The organism is Variovorax boronicumulans, assembly GCF_040544675.1.
GTDB lineage: Bacteria > Pseudomonadota > Gammaproteobacteria > Burkholderiales > Burkholderiaceae_C > Variovorax > Variovorax boronicumulans_D.
Genome location: NZ_JBEPKK010000014.1, coordinates 115,750 through 132,249, shown reverse-complemented (window position 1 = coordinate 132,249; position 16,500 = coordinate 115,750). Strand labels below are relative to the sequence as shown.

At 66.3% G+C, this 16,500-nt stretch carries 22 protein-coding genes; 6 read left to right on the top strand and 16 right to left on the bottom strand.

The genetic code is table 11. The features are described 5' to 3' along the window. Positions 1–60 precede the first annotated feature (60 nt). Positions 61–525 carry a DUF962 domain-containing protein gene (locus ABIC90_RS22230; RefSeq protein ID WP_354357937.1) on the top strand — a complete coding sequence of 155 codons (465 nt, stop codon included), beginning with the start codon at positions 61–63 and terminating at the stop codon, positions 523–525. Between the two features lie 98 nt (positions 526–623). Next, a complete protein-coding gene (gene rpoH, locus ABIC90_RS22225) occupies positions 624–1,565 on the top strand; it encodes an RNA polymerase sigma factor RpoH (RefSeq protein WP_354357935.1) in 942 nt (313 codons plus the stop codon). 45 nt (positions 1,566–1,610) lie between these two features. Here the strand turns inward: rpoH and ABIC90_RS22220 are convergent, their stop codons facing one another. From ABIC90_RS22220 to ABIC90_RS22195, 6 genes are read right to left on the bottom strand one after another with little or no spacing between them, the layout of a single operon-like run. Then, positions 1,611–2,456, bottom strand: a complete 846-nt coding sequence (locus ABIC90_RS22220; RefSeq protein ID WP_354357933.1) for a DNA alkylation repair protein — start codon at positions 2,454–2,456, stop codon at positions 1,611–1,613. Positions 2,457–2,472: 16 nt separating this feature from the next. Next, complete coding sequence (locus tag ABIC90_RS22215; protein ID WP_354357999.1) at positions 2,473–3,078, bottom strand: SCO family protein; 606 nt, start codon at positions 3,076–3,078, stop codon at positions 2,473–2,475. 16 nt (positions 3,079–3,094) lie between these two features. Then, the gene (gene cyoE, locus ABIC90_RS22210) at positions 3,095–4,000 is read right to left on the bottom strand and encodes a heme o synthase (protein WP_354357931.1); all 906 of its coding nucleotides are present in this window, start codon (positions 3,998–4,000) and stop codon (positions 3,095–3,097) included. Further along, the gene (locus tag ABIC90_RS22205) at positions 3,997–5,211 is read right to left on the bottom strand and encodes a COX15/CtaA family protein (RefSeq protein ID WP_354357929.1); all 1,215 of its coding nucleotides are present in this window, start codon (positions 5,209–5,211) and stop codon (positions 3,997–3,999) included. The genes cyoE and ABIC90_RS22205 overlap by 4 nt, the downstream gene beginning before the upstream one ends. 23 nt (positions 5,212–5,234) lie before the next feature. After that, the gene (locus ABIC90_RS22200; protein WP_354357927.1) at positions 5,235–5,918 is read right to left on the bottom strand and encodes a hypothetical protein; all 684 of its coding nucleotides are present in this window, start codon (positions 5,916–5,918) and stop codon (positions 5,235–5,237) included. Continuing rightward, entirely contained in the window at positions 5,902–6,693 is a 792-nt protein-coding gene (locus tag ABIC90_RS22195; protein ID WP_354357925.1) for an SURF1 family protein, read from the bottom strand. The genes ABIC90_RS22200 and ABIC90_RS22195 overlap by 17 nt, the downstream gene beginning before the upstream one ends. Before the next feature lie 120 nt (positions 6,694–6,813). Here ABIC90_RS22195 and ABIC90_RS22190 point away from each other — a divergent pair, with 120 nt between their 5' ends. Further along, positions 6,814–7,044 carry a twin transmembrane helix small protein gene (locus tag ABIC90_RS22190; RefSeq protein WP_354357923.1) on the top strand — a complete coding sequence of 77 codons (231 nt, stop codon included), beginning with the start codon at positions 6,814–6,816 and terminating at the stop codon, positions 7,042–7,044. Between the two features lie 77 nt (positions 7,045–7,121). On the opposite strand, the gene ABIC90_RS22185 is transcribed toward ABIC90_RS22190, so the two are convergent. The 8 genes from ABIC90_RS22185 to ABIC90_RS22150 all read right to left on the bottom strand — a co-directional run bounded on the left by ABIC90_RS22185 (position 7,122) and on the right by ABIC90_RS22150 (position 13,560). Next, a complete protein-coding gene (locus tag ABIC90_RS22185; RefSeq protein ID WP_354357921.1) occupies positions 7,122–8,003 on the bottom strand; it encodes a cytochrome c oxidase subunit 3 in 882 nt (293 codons plus the stop codon). A gap of 62 nt (positions 8,004–8,065) precedes the next feature. Beyond that, a complete protein-coding gene (locus ABIC90_RS22180; protein WP_354357919.1) occupies positions 8,066–8,278 on the bottom strand; it encodes a DUF2970 domain-containing protein in 213 nt (70 codons plus the stop codon). Continuing rightward, entirely contained in the window at positions 8,278–8,904 is a 627-nt protein-coding gene (locus ABIC90_RS22175; RefSeq protein ID WP_354357917.1) for a cytochrome c oxidase assembly protein, read from the bottom strand. The genes ABIC90_RS22180 and ABIC90_RS22175 overlap by 1 nt, the downstream gene beginning before the upstream one ends. 28 nt (positions 8,905–8,932) lie before the next feature. Continuing rightward, the gene (locus tag ABIC90_RS22170) at positions 8,933–9,049 is read right to left on the bottom strand and encodes a cytochrome oxidase small assembly protein (RefSeq protein WP_354357997.1); all 117 of its coding nucleotides are present in this window, start codon (positions 9,047–9,049) and stop codon (positions 8,933–8,935) included. 17 nt (positions 9,050–9,066) lie between these two features. Further along, on the bottom strand, positions 9,067–10,698 hold the full coding sequence (ctaD, locus tag ABIC90_RS22165) for a cytochrome c oxidase subunit I (RefSeq protein ID WP_354357915.1): 1,632 nt from the start codon (positions 10,696–10,698) through the stop codon (positions 9,067–9,069). Between the two features lie 52 nt (positions 10,699–10,750). Then, positions 10,751–11,929 carry a cytochrome c oxidase subunit II gene (gene coxB, locus ABIC90_RS22160; protein ID WP_354357913.1) on the bottom strand — a complete coding sequence of 393 codons (1,179 nt, stop codon included), beginning with the start codon at positions 11,927–11,929 and terminating at the stop codon, positions 10,751–10,753. Between the two features lie 61 nt (positions 11,930–11,990). Further along, positions 11,991–12,467 carry a DUF2244 domain-containing protein gene (locus ABIC90_RS22155; protein WP_354357911.1) on the bottom strand — a complete coding sequence of 159 codons (477 nt, stop codon included), beginning with the start codon at positions 12,465–12,467 and terminating at the stop codon, positions 11,991–11,993. A gap of 178 nt (positions 12,468–12,645) precedes the next feature. Further along, positions 12,646–13,560: a biotin synthase gene (locus tag ABIC90_RS22150; RefSeq protein WP_354357909.1), complete on the bottom strand. Its 915-nt coding sequence runs from the start codon at positions 13,558–13,560 to the stop codon at positions 12,646–12,648. 23 nt (positions 13,561–13,583) lie between these two features. On the opposite strand from ABIC90_RS22150, the gene ABIC90_RS22145 reads away from it, so the two are divergent. The 3 genes from ABIC90_RS22145 to ABIC90_RS22135 all read left to right on the top strand — a co-directional run bounded on the left by ABIC90_RS22145 (position 13,584) and on the right by ABIC90_RS22135 (position 15,278). Beyond that, the gene (locus tag ABIC90_RS22145) at positions 13,584–14,309 is read left to right on the top strand and encodes a ComF family protein (protein ID WP_354357907.1); all 726 of its coding nucleotides are present in this window, start codon (positions 13,584–13,586) and stop codon (positions 14,307–14,309) included. A gap of 39 nt (positions 14,310–14,348) precedes the next feature. Next, positions 14,349–14,810, top strand: a complete 462-nt coding sequence (gene trmL / locus ABIC90_RS22140) for a tRNA (uridine(34)/cytosine(34)/5-carboxymethylaminomethyluridine(34)-2'-O)-methyltransferase TrmL (protein ID WP_354357905.1) — start codon at positions 14,349–14,351, stop codon at positions 14,808–14,810. A 165-nt stretch (positions 14,811–14,975) separates the two neighbouring features. Beyond that, entirely contained in the window at positions 14,976–15,278 is a 303-nt protein-coding gene (locus ABIC90_RS22135) for a DUF4148 domain-containing protein (RefSeq protein WP_354357903.1), read from the top strand. Positions 15,279–15,296: 18 nt separating this feature from the next. Here ABIC90_RS22135 and ABIC90_RS22130 read toward each other — a convergent pair whose 3' ends face one another. Together ABIC90_RS22130 and ABIC90_RS22125 are read right to left on the bottom strand one after the other, a co-directional pair. Next, the gene (locus ABIC90_RS22130) at positions 15,297–15,767 is read right to left on the bottom strand and encodes a MaoC family dehydratase (protein ID WP_354357901.1); all 471 of its coding nucleotides are present in this window, start codon (positions 15,765–15,767) and stop codon (positions 15,297–15,299) included. Positions 15,768–15,840: 73 nt separating this feature from the next. Then, on the bottom strand, positions 15,841–16,461 hold the full coding sequence (locus ABIC90_RS22125) for a ParA family protein (protein ID WP_354357899.1): 621 nt from the start codon (positions 16,459–16,461) through the stop codon (positions 15,841–15,843). Between the last annotated feature and the right edge of the window lie 39 nt (positions 16,462–16,500).

Sequence of the window (16,500 nt, the reverse complement as noted above, 5' to 3'; positions counted from 1 at the left end):
CGGCCGCCGTGGGCACCATCGAAGCCTTGCCGCGTCGCACGGCGCTTTCGAAGGCTCACCATGATGCACACCGCTGCCCCGCCACTGGAAACGAGCGATCGCAAGGTCGACCGCTTGCTTGCCCACTACGAGGAAAGCCATCTCAACCCGACCAATGAGCGGATCCACTTCGTGGCGATCCCGGCCATCATGCTGAGCATCGTCGGGCTGCTTTTTGCGATTCACCCGTGGGTGGCTTACGGCTTCGTGGCTGCCAGCCTCGTCTACTACGCGCTGCTGCGCGCGCCGGTCTTTTTGCTGACGATGCTCATGCTTACCGTGGTGGCCCTGGCGCTGGTGCATGCGATGGGCGGGCTTGTTTTGCCGGTTTCAGCCGCTATCTTCGTGGTGGCGTGGATCTTCCAGTTCGTGGGCCACAAGATCGAGGGCAAGAAACCTTCGTTCTTCGAAGACATCCAGTATCTCTGGGTCGGCCCGCTCTTCGTGCTGTCGAAGCTGTTTCTAAAGCTGGGCGTCCGCTGGTAGCCTGTGGCTATCCAAGCGATAGAAACTCAAGGGAACCCTTGGTTTAGCACTCCCTCTAACCGAGTGCTAATATGACCCACACAAAGGAGTTCCCCCTGATGACAACGCTGTCTGGAGTCTCTGCCAACCAGCTGGCAGTCGCCAACCCATGGTCGATGGTGCCTCCGCTGGGTAACCTGGATGCCTACATCTCGGCCGCCAATCGCCTGCCGCTGCTCACGCTCGAAGAAGAGCAGGGCTTCGCACGCAAGCTGCGCGACCAGAACGACCTCGACGCCGCCGGCGCGCTGATCCTGTCGCACCTGCGCCTCGTGGTTTCCATTTCCCGCCAATACCTGGGCTACGGGCTGCCGCACGGCGACCTGATCCAGGAGGGCAACGTCGGTCTCATGAAGGCCGTGAAGCGCTTCGATCCCGACCAGGGCGTGCGGCTGGTGAGCTACGCCATGCACTGGATCAAGGCCGAGATTCACGAGTACATCCTGAAGAACTGGCGCATGGTCAAGGTCGCGACGACCAAGGCCCAGCGCAAGCTGTTCTTCAACCTGCGCTCGATGAAGCAGGGCTTCAAGGCCGACTCGGCCGCGTCCGACAACGGCACGCACCGCGAAACGCTGAGCCCCGACGAGGTCGCGCAAATGGCGACCCGGCTCAACGTCAAGCCCGAAGAGGTGATCGAGATGGAAACCCGCCTGTCGGGCGGCGACGTGCTGCTCGACCCGGGTCCGTCCGACGACGGTGACGACGCCTTCGGCCCCATCGCCTACCTGGCCGACGCCGCGCAGGAACCGACCGCCCTGCTCGAATCGCAGCAGCGCGATCGCCTGTCGAGCGACGGCATCGCAACAGCGCTGGAAGCGCTGGACGACCGCAGCCGCCGCATCGTGGAAGAGCGCTGGCTCAAGGTCAATGACGACGGCTCGGGCGGCATGACGCTGCACGACCTGGCTGCGGTGTACGGCGTGAGCGCCGAGCGCATTCGCCAGATCGAAGTCGCAGCGATGAAGAAGATGAAGAAGGCGCTGGCGGACTACGCGTAAGCGGTTGCTCGCCCCCACGAAAAAACCCGGCGCTGCCGGGTTTTTTCATGGCGTTCTGGACAAGGTCCGCAGCGCGCGCTTCGCGATGTACCGGGTCGCATCCGTGTCGGATTCCTCGATCCAGCGAAGGCACAGTTTCCGGACCCACTCCCCTTGCGTCTTGCTCGCGTCGTTGAGCCAGTTCGCCACCGAGTTCTGCACGTAGCGGCCAGGGTCGGCCCGCAGCGGCTCGATCAGCGGCAAGGCGCGCCACGGCTCGGCCTTGAGCGCCTCGATCTGCGCGCACCACACGCCGCGCGGACGCGTGAGTTCGCAAGCGAAGCGGCGGATGTTCGGGTCGGCATCGACCACCCACGGCTGCAGCAGCGCGAGCGCTTCGTCCAGCGAAGCGATGACCGGGTCGCGCACCGCCATCCAGGCGATCTCGCGCACGCCGAAATGCGGGTCGGCGGCAAAGCGGCGCACCGCTTCGAGTTGCAGAGGCAAAGGCAATCCGGACAGAGTGATCCACTGCGCCGCCCAGCAGCGCGCCACGTCGCTGGGATGCGTGGCCAGCCGGTGCGCGACAGCATCGCGCTCCGCATGAAGCGCTGTCAGGTCGTAGAGCGCGCGGGCAATGTGTGTGTGCCGCTGCATCGGCTTGAACGCATCGAGCATGGCGATGGTGTCGAGCAGCCGCTCGCTTGCAGCATCAAGCCCGATGTGGCCCGCCACGCTGCGCGCCAGCTGTGGCAGCTCCAGCGCCATGAATTCGTTGAGGTTGACGGTTTCGAGCAGCCCCTCGTTCAGGGCGCGCAGCACCTCGGGCGGGATCAGCGCGATGCGGAAGGCACCCTTGCGCCCCTTCAGGTGATCGACCGGGCCGGCAAGGGCGGCCGAAACGGCATGCATCTGGGCCGGTCCCCGTTCAGGAAGCGAGCAGCGCCTTCACGTCGGACACCATCGACGGCACACCCGCGCCGTAGCGCGCATAGAGCCGCAGGCGGCCCTGTGTGTCGTAGACGAAGCTGGCGGCCGAATGGTCCATCGAGTAGCTGGTCGGCGTCTTGCCTTCGACCTTCTTGTAGTAGACCTTGAAGTCCTTGGCGGTCGCGACCAGTTCGTCGGGCGTAGGGATGAGCGCGACGAAATTGGGGTCGAACGCGCCCATGTAGGCCTTCATCACCTCGGGCGTGTCGCGCGCTGGGTCGACGGTGACGAACAGCACCTGCAGCTTGTCAGCGTCCTTGCCCAGTTGCTGCTTGACCTGCGCCATCTCGGTCATCGTGGTCGGGCAGACGTCCGGGCATTGCGCGTAGCCGAAGAACAGCACGACCACCTTGCCCTTGAAGTCGGCCATGGTGCGGACCTTGCCGTCGGCGTCCTTCAGCGAGAAGTCCTTGGCGTAGTCGGCGCCGGTGATGTCGACGGCGGTGAAGCTCTGCTTCTTCTCGCCGCAGGCCGACAAGCCCACGCCCAACGCCGCCGCGCCGACAGTGACGGCGATCAATTGGAGAGCGTTGCGCTTGTTCATGGGAACGGTGGTCAATTCAGTGGATGTAGTGGTCGACGAGCAGCGCCAGGAACAGCACGCTCAGGTGAATCAGCGAAAACCGGAAGGTCTTGCGCGCAAGCAGGTCCGAGTAGTTGCGCCACAGCGCAAAGGCGTAGCCCGTGAATCCGATGCTCACGACCACGGCCACGGCCAGGTACAGCCAGCCGCTCATGCCGTAGATGAAGGGCATCAGGCAGGCCGCGAAAAGAATGAAGGTGTAGAGCAGCACCTGCAGCCGCGTGAACTCGTTGCCGTGCGTGACCGGCAGCATCGGCAGGCCCGCCTTGCGGTAGTCCTCCACGCGGTAGAGCGCCAGCGCCCAGAAGTGCGGCGGCGTCCACAGGAAGATGATGAGAAAGAGGATCAGCGCCTGCGGGCCCACTTCGCCCGTCATCGCGGCCCAGCCCAGCACCGGCGGCATCGCGCCCGAGGCGCCGCCGATCACGATGTTCTGCGGCGTCAGCGGCTTCAGGATCACGGTGTAGATCACCGCATAGCCGACGAAGGTGGCAAAGGTCAGCCACATGGTGAGCGGGTTGACGGTGAACCACAGCAGCACCGAGCCCGCCGCGCACAGCAGCGCCGAGAACACCAGCGCCTGCCGGTCGCTGAGCTGCCCGCGCGCCGTGGGGCGCCAGGCGGTGCGCTTCATCTTGGCGTCGATGCCCTTCTCGACCAGGCAGTTGAACGCCGCCGCCGCGCCGGCCACCAGCCAGATGCCGATGCAGGCGAGCACGGCGCGCTGCACGTCGGCCCACGTCGGCAGGCCGGGCACCGCCAGCACCATGCCGATCAGCGCGCAGAACACGATCAGCTGCACCACGCGCGGCTTGGTCAGCGCATAGAACTGACGCAACACGTTCGCGGTGCTGGTGTGCTGAACGGGGATCGGGGTGCTCAAGCGGCGGCTTTCTTCGAAGGAGGGGCGGTGCGTGCATTGTCGTCGGCACGCCGGGTCGCGATGGCGAGGTCGCGGCGGCTCTCGCACAGCGCCCAGGTCAGCACCACGGCGAGCGCCGCGGCGCCGCCGGTGTGGAGCACCGCCGCCGCCAGCGGCCAGCCGAGCAGCACGTTGCCCAGGCCCGTGGCCAGTTGCAGCAACGCCAGGCCGGCGAGCCAGTGGGCTTGCGGACGCAGCGACCCGATACGGCGCAGCCGCAAGGCGAGCACGCCCAGCGCGACGAAGACCACATAGGCCATCAGTCGGTGCACATAGTGAATGGCGGTGAGCGCGGAGAAGTCGAGCGGCTGGCCTTCGCCCGTCACGCCAAGGTGCCGCCAGATCTCGAAGCCCTGCGCAAAATTCATTGCCGGCCACCAGCTGCCCTGGCAGGTCGGAAACTGGGTGCAGGCCAGCACCGCGTAGTTGGTGCTGACCCAGCCGCCGAGCGCGATCTGCAGAACGAGCAGCACGGCGGTTGCGATGAGCCCGCTGCGCAAGGCAGGCGACACGGGCGTCGGCAGGCGCCGTGCGGCAGCCTGCCGGTAGTGCACGGCCTGGATGCACAACAGCGCGAGCAGCACGATCGCACCAAGCAGATGCAGTGTGACGATCGCGGGAAACAGCTTCCAGGTGACCGTCATCGCGCCAAAGGCACCCTGCAGGCAGACCCACACCAGCGTCGCAGCCGGCCACCACGCACTCAGCGTGACGTGCTCGCCATCCGCATTCGGCGCGGGCAATCGCCGCTGCCGCCGCCGCACCACCCAGGTCGCACCCGCCAGCGTGAGGATCAGCACCCCCACGCCGGTCGCGAGGTAGCGGTGAACCATCTCGACCCAGGCCTTGCTGTGCGTGACCGGGCCGGTCGGCTGGGCCGACTGCGCCATGGCAATTTCATGCCGCGCGCCGACCGGGCTGGCGTTGCCGTAGCAGCCGGGCCAGTCGGGGCAGCCCAGGCCCGAATCGGTGAGCCGGGTGAAGGCGCCGAAGAGCGTGAGGTCGAAGGTGAGAAACAGCGTGAGCACCGTCAGCGCATGCAGCCGCCGCGCCGGGCCCGCGCCCGCATTGCGGCGCCACACCCACAGCAGCGGGCCGAGCGCGATCAGCACGCCCGCCGCCATGAGCCAGGCGATCGGTGTGAGGTCGTACAGGGAGCTCGTCGTGTCCATGCGTCAGTGCGTCGATGGATCGATCAGCGGCCGGGCTCGTCCCACGACGAGGAGGCGCGCAGCAGGCGGTCGACGTCGCGCTTGGCGCGGCTTGCGCCCGCGGCGTCCATGCGGGCCGGGAAGCGCATCATCCAGTTGCCCATGGGATCGATCACGTACAGGTGTTCCGCCAGCGTGTGACCGGCATCGGGAGCCAGCCACCTGGCCAGCTGCTCGGCCGGCACGCGCAGCACGGTGGCGCCGTGCAGGCCGTTGTTCAGGCGCTCGGGCACGGGCGCGGCGTCGCTCACCAGCCAGACGCGGTCCATGCGGTCTTTTTCGCGGCCCAGGCTTTCGCGCAGTTGCCGCTGCAGGTAGAGCTGCTGCTCGCACAGCGCGTCGCAGGCCGCATCGGCCACCGCGACCAACAGCCACTGGCCCTTGAGCGTGGCGATATCGACCGGCGCGCCGTTGCGGTCGGTCGCTGTCAGCGCGGGCAGCGGGCGCTGCGGGTCGATCAGCTGACCGAAGACGCTGCGGCCCTCGGGACGGATCACGTAGTAGGTGAAGTAAGACGCGATGACCGGCGCCGCGCACATCAGCAGCACGGCGATCATCTTCCAGCGCCCGACGACCGTGCGCCGGCCCTCGGCGCCGTCCAGCGCCTGGTTGGGCGAAGGCATCGAGTGCACCGTCAGGCCCAGCGGTTCGTCAGATGCGGCGCTCATCGCGTGCACGGCGCCGCGAGCGGCGGAAGGGGGTGATGCATTGGAACCAGACATAGAGGATGACGACGAGGGCCGAGAGGCCGAACCACTGGAATGCGTAACCGTAGTGCTTCTCCAGGCCCAGCGCCGGGGCCGGCCAGTCGCGCTGCAGGCCCTCGGAGGCCGGTCCGCTCTGCTGCAGCGACACATCGGTTCGCAGCGGCGAATTGGTCTCGGCGCGGAAGGCCTCCAGGTCGAGATTTTGCCGGATGGAGGAAGACCCCTCGACGGCCGGTGCCTGCAAGGCCGAACCGGAAGCGGCCGCAGCGGGCGCCGGCGCAGCCGCCTCGGCCTTGCCCAGTTCAAGCAGGTGGCTCGGCGGCGGCTCGATCAGGCCGGTGACCTCGACGATGCCAGGCGGGGTTTCGATCGCGCCCAGCTTCGTGCGATCGACGAAATTGCGCTGCACCCAGCCGCGCTGGATCATCACCGTCTGCTCGGTGCCTTCGAGCGCAAAGGGCGTGAGCACATAGAAGCCAGGCACGCCGTGCATCTGGCGGTTGTCCAGGTAGACCGTCTGCGGCGTGAGCCAGAGGCCGCGCAAGCGCACCGGCCGGTGCAGCGAATCGCTCGGCTTTTCGAGCGCCAGGAACTCGGCCTGGCTGAGCGGCGGCTTCTGCTTCTGGGCGTCGATCTGGGCCTGCAGCGCTTCTTTTTGCGCGGCACGCGAGAGCTGCCAGCGGCCGAGCGACACCGTGGCCGCCACCGTGAGCACGGCGGCGAGGGTGAGGAACAAGAACCGGCCGCGGCCACTTCGGGAACGTGGCGAAGCAGCAGCGGTGGCGGTGGTGCGAAGGGGCGCGGGGTCGCCCAGGGCGTCGGGGGTCACTGGAGAGGACGGGGCTTGCGGCCGATAATGCGGGTCATGAAATATTTCATCGCCCTGGCTTTCCTGGGCATCTTCGCGAGCCTCGGATTTGCGCTGTACTTCATGTTGAAGGACGGTCGCAACGGGCGCGCCAAGAGCGGCGGCATGGCGCGCGCGCTCACCGTTCGGATCGGCCTCTCGGTGTTTTTGTTCCTCTGCTTGCTGCTGGCCTGGAAACTCGGCTACATCCAGCCCACCGGGCTCCCGGTCGGCAAGTAGATGGTGCTCGTTCCACGAGAACCATGAAAAAGGCGCCTTACGGCGCCTTTTTTCTGGAATGCCGCGAGGTTTGTCGCTCAAAGCCAGTAAACCAGAATGTAAAGACCCAGCCACACCACGTCCACGAAGTGCCAGTACCACGCCGCGCCTTCGAAGCCGAAATGGCGCTCGGGCGTGAAGTGGCCCTTCTGCAATCGCAGGGTGATGAACAGCAGCATCAGCATGCCGATGAACACATGCAGGCCGTGGAAGCCAGTGAGCATGTAGAAGGTCGAGCCGTAGGCACCGGAGCTGAGCTTCAGGTTCAGTTCGGTGTACAGGTGGTAGTACTCGTAGCCCTGCACGCCCAGGAAGACGATGCCCAGCAGCACGGTCAGCCACATGAAGCGGATGGTCTGCGCACGATGGCCTGCACGCAGCGCGTGGTGGGCAATGGTGAGGGTCACGCCCGAGCTGAGCAGCAGCAGGGTGTTGATCGTGGGCAGCCAGAACGGGCCCACGGTCTGGAAGGGCTCGACGATGCCGGCCGGAGAACCCGTCACGCCGGCGGCCACGCTGGGCCACACCGCCTTGAAGTCGGGCCACAGGATCGCGTTGTCCAGGCTGCCGAGCGTAGGCAGCGCATGGGTACGAGCCCACCACAGCGCCGTGAAGAAAGCGCCGAAGAACATCACTTCGGAGAAGATGAACCAGCTCATGCTCCAGCGGAACGAGAGGTCGATCTTGTGGCCGTACTGGCCGCTCTCACTCTCGCCGACGGCGGCGCGGAACCAGGCGAAGAGCGTACCGAGCCAGACGACCATGCCCACCAGCAGCGACCAGGCGCCCCAGGCGTGGCCGTTGATCCATTGAGCCGCGCCGAGGATGACGAAGAACAGGCCGATGGCGGCCAGCACCGGATAGGCCGACGGGCCGGGCACGAAGTAATAGGGCGTGGTGCCGTGGGTGGTTGAACTCATATCAGCTCCTGGCTTTCTTTCTTCTCTCGATTCAATGGATTCTGCTTATCGTGGATTCTTCGTCAGGCCGTGGCGACCACATGGCGCACCAGCACGACCAGGCCGACGACGAAGACGATCACCGCCACAAAGGCCACCGCGATGATGTGCAACGGATTCAGCTTGGCCAGGTCGTCCTGGTAGGCGCTGTTCTTGCGAACGCCGAAGAACGACCAGCCCACGGCCTTCACGGTGTCCCACAGCGTGGCCTTCGGCCGGTTCGACGGCGCGGTCATCACGAGCGCGGCTCATTGGCAGTGCCCGAAACCGCGGCCACAGGCGCCGGCGGCGTCTTGCCGCCCACCTCGAAGAAGGTGTACGACAGCGTGATGGTCTTCACGTCCTTGGAAATCTTCGGGTCGATCACGAAGGCGACCGGCCACTGCTTCTTCTCGCCCGGATCCAGCGTGTACTGGTTGAAGCAGAAGCACTCGAGCTTGTTGAAATACGGTGCCGCCTGCTGCGGCGCATAGCTCGGAATGGCCTGTGCGGCCATGCGGCGGTTCTGCACGTTCTGGAACTCGTAGACCACCGTGTTGAGCTGGCCCGGGTGCACTTCCATGGTCCGCTCGGCGGGCTTGAAGTCCCAGAGGCCACCGCGCACGTTGGAGTCGAACTCGACCTTGATCGTGCGGGTCATGTCGACCTGCGTGTTGTCGGGCACGCGCACGTTCTTGCCGCCACTCGCCCCGCCCGGCACCTCGAGCTCGGAGAGCGCCAGGATGTTGATGCCGGTCATCTCGCAGATCGCGCGATACATAGGCACCAGCGCGTAGCCGAAGGCAAACATGCCGCAGGTCACGACGACGAGCTTGCCCACCATGCGGACATTGGCGCGACGGATGCGTTGGCCGAGGCTCATGATGTGCTGCTTTCGGTTCGGGCCGCGGTCAGCGAGCGCCGAAGAAGACCATGCGGACGATGAAGCCCACGAAAAAAATCACCGCAATGGAGGCCAGTGTCAGCCCCATGCGCCGGTTGTTCTTTCTTTGCTCGGGCGTGGTCATCGTCGTCGTGCGGTCGCTCAACCGATCACCTTGGTGGCCGTTGCATCGAGCTTGGGCGGGTTCTCGAAGGTGTGGAAAGGCGCCGGCGACGGCACTTCCCATTCCAGGCCTTCGGCTGCTTCCCAGGGCTTCGCCGAAGCCTTTTCACCCTTGCCACGCATGGTGGGCAGCACGATGAACAGGAAGAAATACACCTGCGCGAAACCGAAGAAGAAGGCACCGACCGACGCCAGGGCGTTGAAGTCGGCGAACTGCATCGGGTAGTCGGCGTAGCGTCGCGGCATGCCGGCCAGACCCAGGAAGTGCATCGGGAAGAAGGTGATGTTGAACGAGATCAGCGACCACCAGAAGTGGACCTTGCCGCGCGTTTCGTTGTACATCACGCCGGTCCACTTGGGCACCCAGTAGTAGAAGCCCGAGAACATCGCGAACAGCGAGCCGGCCACCAGCACGTAGTGGAAGTGGGCCACCACGTAGTAGGTGTCCTGCAGCTGCGTGTCGATCGGTGCGACGGCAAGGATCAGGCCGGTGAAGCCGCCCATCGTGAACACGAAGATGAAGCCGACCGCGAACAGCATGGGCGTCTCGAAGGTCATCGAGCCCTGCCACATCGTGGCGATCCAGTTGAAGATCTTCACGGCCGTGGGCACCGCGATCAGCATCGTCGCGTACATGAAGAACAGCTGGCCGGTGAGCGGCATGCCGGTCGTGAACATGTGGTGGGCCCACACGATGAACGACAGGATGGCGATGGACGACGTGGCGTACACCATCGAGGCGTAGCCGAAGAGCTTCTTGCGGGCGAAGGCCGGTACCACCTGGCTGATGATGCCGAAGGCCGGCAAGATCATGATGTAGACCTCGGGGTGGCCGAAGAACCAGAAGATGTGCTGGTACATCACCGGGTCGCCGCCGCCGGCGGGGTTGAAGAAGCTGGTTCCAAAGTGGCGGTCGGTCAGCGTCATGGTGATGGCGCCTGCGAGCACGGGCATCACGGCGATCAGCAGGTAGGCGGTGATGAGCCAGGTCCAGCAGAACATCGGCATCTTCATCAGCGTCATGCCGGGGGCGCGCATGTTGAGGATGGTCACGATGATGTTGATCGAGCCCATGATCGACGAGGCGCCCATGATGTGCATCGCGAAGATGCCGGCGTCCATCGAAGGGCCCATCTGCAGCGTGAGCGGCGCGTAGAGCGTCCAGCCTGCAGCCGGCGCGCCACCGGGCATGAAGAATGAACCCACCAGCATCAGCGCCGCGGGAATCAGCAGCCAGAAGCTGAAGTTGTTCATGCGCGCGAACGCCATGTCGGAGGCACCCACCTGCAGCGGGATCATCCAGTTCGCGAAGCCCACGAAGGCCGGCATGATGGCGCCGAACACCATGATCAGGCCGTGCATGGTGGTGAACTGGTTGAAGAGCTCCGGGTTCACCAGTTGCAGGCCGGGCTGGAACAACTCGGCGCGAATCAGGAGCGCGAGCACGCCGCCCACCATCAGCATCGTGAAGCTGAACAGCAGGTAGAGCGTGCCGATGTCCTTGTGGTTGGTCGCGAAGACCCAGCGACGCCAGCCGGTGGGTGCCGCGTGATGCTCGTCGTGTGCGTGGTCGCCGTGGGCGTGACCGTGGGGGTCGAGGACTGCACTCATTTCGTTGTTCCTTGCAATTTCTTCTTCGCGGGGCGCTGCTGATGCTGCCGTGTCACTTGCCGCGCAGGGCCAGCACTTCGGCCGGCTGCACCAGCTGGCCCGTCTTGTTCGACCAGCTGTTCTTTGTGTACGTGGCCACTGCCGCGAGGTCGGTGTCGCTCAGCTGCTTCCAGGCAGGCATCGCGCCGTTGTTCTGGCCATTGAGCAGCACTTCGAGCTGCAGCTTGTGATCGGCTGCGACGACCTTCGCCGAGCCGTCCAGCGGCTTGATGGGACCGGCGCCCTTGCCGTTGGCCTGGTGGCAGGCCGCGCAATTGGCGGCGTAGACCTTCTCGCCGCGCACCAGCAGCTCGGGCAACGCCCAGACCTTGGTCGGGTCGTCGAGCTTGGCCGCGGCTTCCTTGCGCTTGGTGTCGACCCAGGCGGTGTAGTCGGCCGACGAAACCACCTTCACGTGGATCGGCATGTAGGCGTGTTCCTTGCCGCACAGCTCCTGGCACTGGCCGTAGTAGTCGCCCACGGTTTCGGCACGGAACCAGGTGTCGCGCACGAAGCCGGGAATGGCGTCCTGCTTGACGCCCAGCTGCGGCACGGCGAAGGCGTGGATCACGTCGTTCGCAGTGGTGATGATGCGGATCTTCTTTTGCACCGGCACGACCAGCGGGTTGTCGACCTTGAACAGGTAGTCGTCGGGCATCGGGCCCTTGGCGCCGGCATCGGACATGGCGCGCTGCGAGCTGTCCAGCGTGGAGATGAAGGCCAGGCCCTCGCCTTCGCCGTTGAGGTAGTCGTAGCCCCACTTCCACTGGTAGCCGGTGGTCTTGATCGTGAGGTCGGCGTTGGTGGTGTCCTTCTGGGCCACCAGCACCTTGGTGGCGGGCAGCGCCATCACGATCACGATGAGGAAGGGAACGATGGTCCAGATGACCTCGACCACCACCGATTCATGGAAGTTGGCCGCCTTGTGGCCGACCGACTTGCGGTGCTTCCAGATGGAATAGAACATGACCGCGAACACGGCGACGAAGATGACCGTGCACAGAATCATCATGATCGTGTGGAGCAGATGCTGCTCCTGCGCGATCTTGGTCACACCGACCGGAAGATTCAACTGGCGAACCGAAGGGCCGCCGGGCAGATCGTTGACTGCGTGCGCCGCGCTGCTGAAAGCCGCGCCGGCCGCCAGCAACAGATTCGCCGGCCTGTACTTGTTGCGCCAAATGCTCTTCATCGTGTTCACGTTTCTTCAATTTTTTCGACAAACCCAACCGTGCAGCGCTGCGCAAGCCGCTTCAAGCGCCACGCAACGCCATGCGAATCTCGCGCGCCAGTGCTGCACGCAACTCCGGGCGTACATAGCGCCCCACCCTGACCGATCGACCCTGTCCCGAGACCTCGATCAACGAGCGATCGCTGGTCTGCGGTTCGATCCGCACCTGGTGCGGAAGAAATTCCATGCGCTCGTAGTGCCCACCGTCCTCGAGCTCCACCACCAGCCGGCCGCCCTGCAGCGCGATCCGTTCTCCGTCGGTCGCATGCCTTGCGTACAGCATGAACGCAAAGCCCACCGCGGCGAGTTCGAGCCACGCAAAAGGCAGCACCAGAGGCGCACCGTGCAGCCAGAACACCGTACCGATACCGAGCGACACCACGCACAGCGACGCGTAGAGCCAGCCCAGCTGGCTCGGCGTCACCGAGCAGTTCCGCTTCAGGAACCATTGAGTGCTCTGGCCTGAGACGGTGGCAAAACGAAACACGGAATTCGACACGGGCGAGTTCAGCAAATCGGTGCGCCGACGGTCGCCAAAACCTCTTGTGCAACAGGTTCGGACAGCCCCTCGATCGCGGGACAATACCCACGAGTTCCACGCAACGGCGGATTGTAGCGGGTAGATACCGGCGACCGCAGGCGCGATGGGACGCCTACGGGTCACTACTACTAGGCAATCAGGCGCCGGGCCGACCTCGCTGCAGCATCGAGCGCATCTCGCGCAGCGACACCGCGCTTTCGGCCGACAACGACACGCGCGGCGCCGGCTTGAAGGCATGGCCGTAGATGACCTCGAAGGTCAGCGCGATGTGCCCCCCGCCCCCTTCGGCCGGGGCCAGTTCGGGCAGCGCGGTTTTCAATGCCTTGTGCCAATCCTTGCCCCGCAGCGCCGCAAAGCGCGCCGGGTGCAGGTTGCGCCCGAGCGTGCGCAGCTCGGCCAGCGCGGCCTCTGGCGTGGCCCAGGTCAGCACGATGCGCTCCATGTCCATCACCGGCTCGGCAAAGCCGGCATGCACCAGCATGTCACCCCAGTCGTGCATGTCGGTGTACTCGTGGCCCGCGGCGGGCCAGCCGAGCCGGGCATGCAGCGCGCGCAGTTCGCGCACGGTGTCGGGGCCCAGGCAGGAGAACATCAGGAAACCGTCGGTCGCGACCAGCCGGTGCCACTGCGAGATCAACGCCTCGGGGTCGGCCGCCATGTGAAGCGACATGTTCGCCCAGAGCAGATCCACGCCGTCTTCGGGCGGCGCATCGAAACGGGCCTTGCCGCCCTGCCAGCGGCGGGCGCTCCACCAGGGTGCGGCCAGCGCGTCGCCGGTTCTGGCGGCCAGCGCGGGCTCGGGCTCGATCACGAAGCAGGCGGCCTCGCGGTAGCGGCGCGCCACCAGCTCGTGCGCCTCGAGGCCGCCTCGCAGCGGCGCCCAGTTGGCCCAGCTGCGGGGCTGCGCCTTGATCCATTGCAGCCGGTCTTCCATGCGGCGGCCGATTTCTTCGTGCAGCCAGGGTGAGCCCTCGGCGGGCGCCAACCTTCGCCAGCGTTCGGCCGCCGTGGGATCGATGGTCGGCGGTCTTCTTGCGGGGTCGGTGGCCATGGGGCGCTGAGTATATTCAGCCCATGCTCAGCCACGGGGCCCTGAGGCCTTTCACCTCTCTCATTGCAGGCGTTGCGCGGCTGCCCAGCCAGTGCGAGGTCTGCCGCGCCTGGCCGTCACAACCGGTGTGCGATGCCTGCGTCGCCCGCTTCGCCCCGCCGGCCGCGCGCTGCGGCGGCTGCGCCCTGCCGCTTCCCGAGGGCGTTGCCCGCTGCGGCGAGTGCGTGCTGCAACCGCCGCCGCTCGATGCCTGCCTGGCGGCCTGCACCTACGCATGGCCCTGGCCCGACTGCATCGCCAGCTTCAAATTTCGCGGCAACGCCGGCTGGGCCGGCCCGTTCGCCACACTGCTGCGCAGCGCGCCGTGGGTGGAGCCCGCGCTGGAGCAATGCGACATCGTCCTGCCGATGCCGCTCGCGCCCGCCCGGCTGAGGGAGCGAGGCTTCAACCAGGCGCTCGAACTTGCGCGCCGCATCGCCCCGGCCAAGACCGACGCGACCCTGCTGCTGCGCACCCGCGAAACCCCGCCGCAGAGCGGCCTTGCGCGCGCCGAGCGCCTGCGCAATCTGCGCGGCGCCTTTGCCGTCGAGCCGCTCTGCGCGCACAAGGCGCGCGGAAAGCGCATCGTCCTGGTCGACGACGTGATGACCAGCGGCGCCTCGCTGTTCTCCGCCGCCCAGGCACTGAAGCTGGCCGGCGCCGCCCACATCACCGCCGTCGTGCTGGCGCGTACGGATCCGCCGCGCTGAAGGGCAAAAGCCCGCGCGCGAGCCGCCGACAATCGGCGCATGTTTCATATCGTCCTGGTCCACCCCGAAATTCCGCCGAACACCGGCAACGTGATCCGGCTCGCGGCCAACACCGGCTGCACGCTGCACCTGGTCGAGCCGCTGGGTTTTTCGATGGACGACCGCCTGCTGCGCCGCGCCGGGCTCGACTACCACGAATACGCCGAAGTGAAACGCCATGCCGACTGGCAGGCGCTGATCGATGCGGAAAGCCCCGCCGCCGACCGCATGTTCGCCCTCACCACCCGCGGCACGCGCGCCGTGCACGACGTGCGCTTCCAGCCGGGCGACTGGCTGGTGTTCGGCTCCGAAACCAGCGGCCTGCCGCCCGCGATACGCGACGGCTTCGCCGAGCCCCAGCGGCTGCGGCTGCCGATGCGCGAAGGCCAGCGCAGCCTGAACCTCTCCAACGCCGTGGCCGTCACGGTGTTCGAGGCCTGGCGGCAAAACGGCTTCGGCTGACGGCCGGCCGGCTCACACAAAGAAACAAAGTAGCACCCCCTGCGGGCGGCAAGGGCGCATCCGGTCGGCAACGCGCGGCGTATTGAAAGACATGCCGGCTCGAATGCTTCCATGCAGTCGGACCGGCATCGAGTCCCTCAATGTTTTGCCCCAAGGAGTTTCACCATGAATGCCAAGTCGATTGCCCTCGCGACCTTCGCCACGCTCGCACTGAGCACCGCCGCCCAGGCCTTCCAGGGCGAACAGAACCCGCTGCCGCCCGCGCCGTTCCAGTCGACGCTGTCGCGTGCGCAGGTGCAGGCCGACGCACGTCAGCCGATGAAAATCACCAACGGCGGCACCGGCGCGCTTCAGGCCCGGGACGGCAACACCGACCGCGGCACCGTGCGCCAGAGCGCATTGAGCATCACGCGCCAGGGCGCCGCCACCTACGGCGAAGTGACCGATCGTCCCGCCCGCCGGATGTAAGCAAGCAGCGCCGCTGCCTCAGCGGTAGCGGCGCGCCACCGACTCGGCCACACACGCCGGCTTGGCGGCGCCTTCGAGCTCGATGGTGGTCTCCCAGGTCATCTGGAAGCCATCGTCGGCAATGGGCTCCGAGCTCAGCAGCTTCATGCGTGCGCGCAGCCGCTTGCCCACAGGCACCGGCGACATGAAGCGCACCCGGTTCATGCCGTAGTTCACGCCCATGCGCGACTCGACCACATCGATCGCCGCCTCGAAGAATTTCGGCAGCAGCGACAGCGTGAGAAAGCCGTGCGCAATCGGCCCGCCGAAGGGGCCGGCCTTGGCCCGCTCGACGTCGACATGGATCCACTGGTGGTCACCCGTCGCCTCGGCGAACTGGTTGACCTGCTCCTGCGTGACGGTGATCCAGTCGCTCACCGCGACCTCTTGGCCAACGCACGCGGAGAGATCCTGAAGGGTCTGGAATGTCTTTTTGGTCATGCGGGGCATTCTGGCGTGAAGGTCTTCGGCGCGGCTGTCGGCATCGCGACAACCGGGATCAGGGAAAACCGGGGGGACGCCCTCAGGCGTCGAGCCATTCGCAAATGGGCTGCCACTGTTCCAGATCGCGCTGCACGCGGCCCGGCGCGATGTCGAACAGCGTGAGTCCGCGCGCGGCAAGCTGCACGTAGTTCTGCGTGTCGCGCAGCTCGCCCAGCACCGGCACGCCCAGCCCGGCGATGAATTCGTGCAGCCGGTCGGCGGCCAGGGTGCGGGCGTTCACGCGCATGCCCACGAGGCCGATCCTTGTTTTCTCCGCGCGGCGCTGCTCCATCAGGCGGTCGAGGAAATCGCGCGTCGCATAGATGTCGAAGATGCTCGGCTGCAGCGGCACGATGACCCGGTCGGCCAGCGCCAGCACCTCCTTGAAGCGCCAGCCGTGCAGGCCGGCGGGCGTGTCGAGCACTGCGTGCGTGGTGCCGCGCGGGGGGCGCACCACGGTGCTGTCGCCCGAGGCCTCCCAGGTGGAAATGGGCCGGGCCACCGGCGGCCGCAGGCCCAGCCAGAGCCGCGAGGACTGCTGGCGGTCCACGTCGCCGAGCATCACGGCATGGCCGCGGCTTGCAAAGTAACCCGCGATGTTGGTCGCGATCGTCGACTTGCCTACGCCACCCTTGGGGTTGGCGACCAGAACCACCGGCATGGCGTGCTCCTCCAGAGTTGGAATAGCCGGCATCGTAGT

What these genes read in the sequence shown, in the direction of transcription:
- coxB (WP_354357913.1), bottom strand. Translation starts at nt 11,929, where the DNA reads ATGAAGAGCATTTGGCGCAACAAGTACAGGCCGGCGAATCTGTTGCTG.
- ABIC90_RS22145 (WP_354357907.1), top strand. Translation starts at nt 13,584, where the DNA reads ATGCTCAGCCACGGGGCCCTGAGGCCTTTCACCTCTCTCATTGCAGGC.
- ABIC90_RS22150 (WP_354357909.1), bottom strand. Translation starts at nt 13,560, where the DNA reads ATGGCCACCGACCCCGCAAGAAGACCGCCGACCATCGATCCCACGGCG.
- ABIC90_RS22130 (WP_354357901.1), bottom strand. Translation starts at nt 15,767, where the DNA reads ATGCCCCGCATGACCAAAAAGACATTCCAGACCCTTCAGGATCTCTCC.
- ctaD (WP_354357915.1), bottom strand. Translation starts at nt 10,698, where the DNA reads ATGAGTGCAGTCCTCGACCCCCACGGTCACGCCCACGGCGACCACGCA.
- ABIC90_RS22200 (WP_354357927.1), bottom strand. Translation starts at nt 5,918, where the DNA reads ATGAGCGCCGCATCTGACGAACCGCTGGGCCTGACGGTGCACTCGATG.
- ABIC90_RS22185 (WP_354357921.1), bottom strand. Translation starts at nt 8,003, where the DNA reads ATGAGTTCAACCACCCACGGCACCACGCCCTATTACTTCGTGCCCGGC.
- ABIC90_RS22230 (WP_354357937.1), top strand. Translation starts at nt 61, where the DNA reads ATGATGCACACCGCTGCCCCGCCACTGGAAACGAGCGATCGCAAGGTC.
- trmL (WP_354357905.1), top strand. Translation starts at nt 14,349, where the DNA reads ATGTTTCATATCGTCCTGGTCCACCCCGAAATTCCGCCGAACACCGGC.
- ABIC90_RS22205 (WP_354357929.1), bottom strand. Translation starts at nt 5,211, where the DNA reads ATGGACACGACGAGCTCCCTGTACGACCTCACACCGATCGCCTGGCTC.
- ABIC90_RS22135 (WP_354357903.1), top strand. Translation starts at nt 14,976, where the DNA reads ATGAATGCCAAGTCGATTGCCCTCGCGACCTTCGCCACGCTCGCACTG.
- ABIC90_RS22125 (WP_354357899.1), bottom strand. Translation starts at nt 16,461, where the DNA reads ATGCCGGTGGTTCTGGTCGCCAACCCCAAGGGTGGCGTAGGCAAGTCG.
- ABIC90_RS22170 (WP_354357997.1), bottom strand. Translation starts at nt 9,049, where the DNA reads ATGACCACGCCCGAGCAAAGAAAGAACAACCGGCGCATGGGGCTGACA.
- ABIC90_RS22180 (WP_354357919.1), bottom strand. Translation starts at nt 8,278, where the DNA reads ATGACCGCGCCGTCGAACCGGCCGAAGGCCACGCTGTGGGACACCGTG.
- ABIC90_RS22215 (WP_354357999.1), bottom strand. Translation starts at nt 3,078, where the DNA reads ATGAACAAGCGCAACGCTCTCCAATTGATCGCCGTCACTGTCGGCGCG.
- rpoH (WP_354357935.1), top strand. Translation starts at nt 624, where the DNA reads ATGACAACGCTGTCTGGAGTCTCTGCCAACCAGCTGGCAGTCGCCAAC.
- ABIC90_RS22190 (WP_354357923.1), top strand. Translation starts at nt 6,814, where the DNA reads ATGCGGGTCATGAAATATTTCATCGCCCTGGCTTTCCTGGGCATCTTC.
- ABIC90_RS22220 (WP_354357933.1), bottom strand. Translation starts at nt 2,456, where the DNA reads ATGCATGCCGTTTCGGCCGCCCTTGCCGGCCCGGTCGATCACCTGAAG.
- ABIC90_RS22175 (WP_354357917.1), bottom strand. Translation starts at nt 8,904, where the DNA reads ATGAGCCTCGGCCAACGCATCCGTCGCGCCAATGTCCGCATGGTGGGC.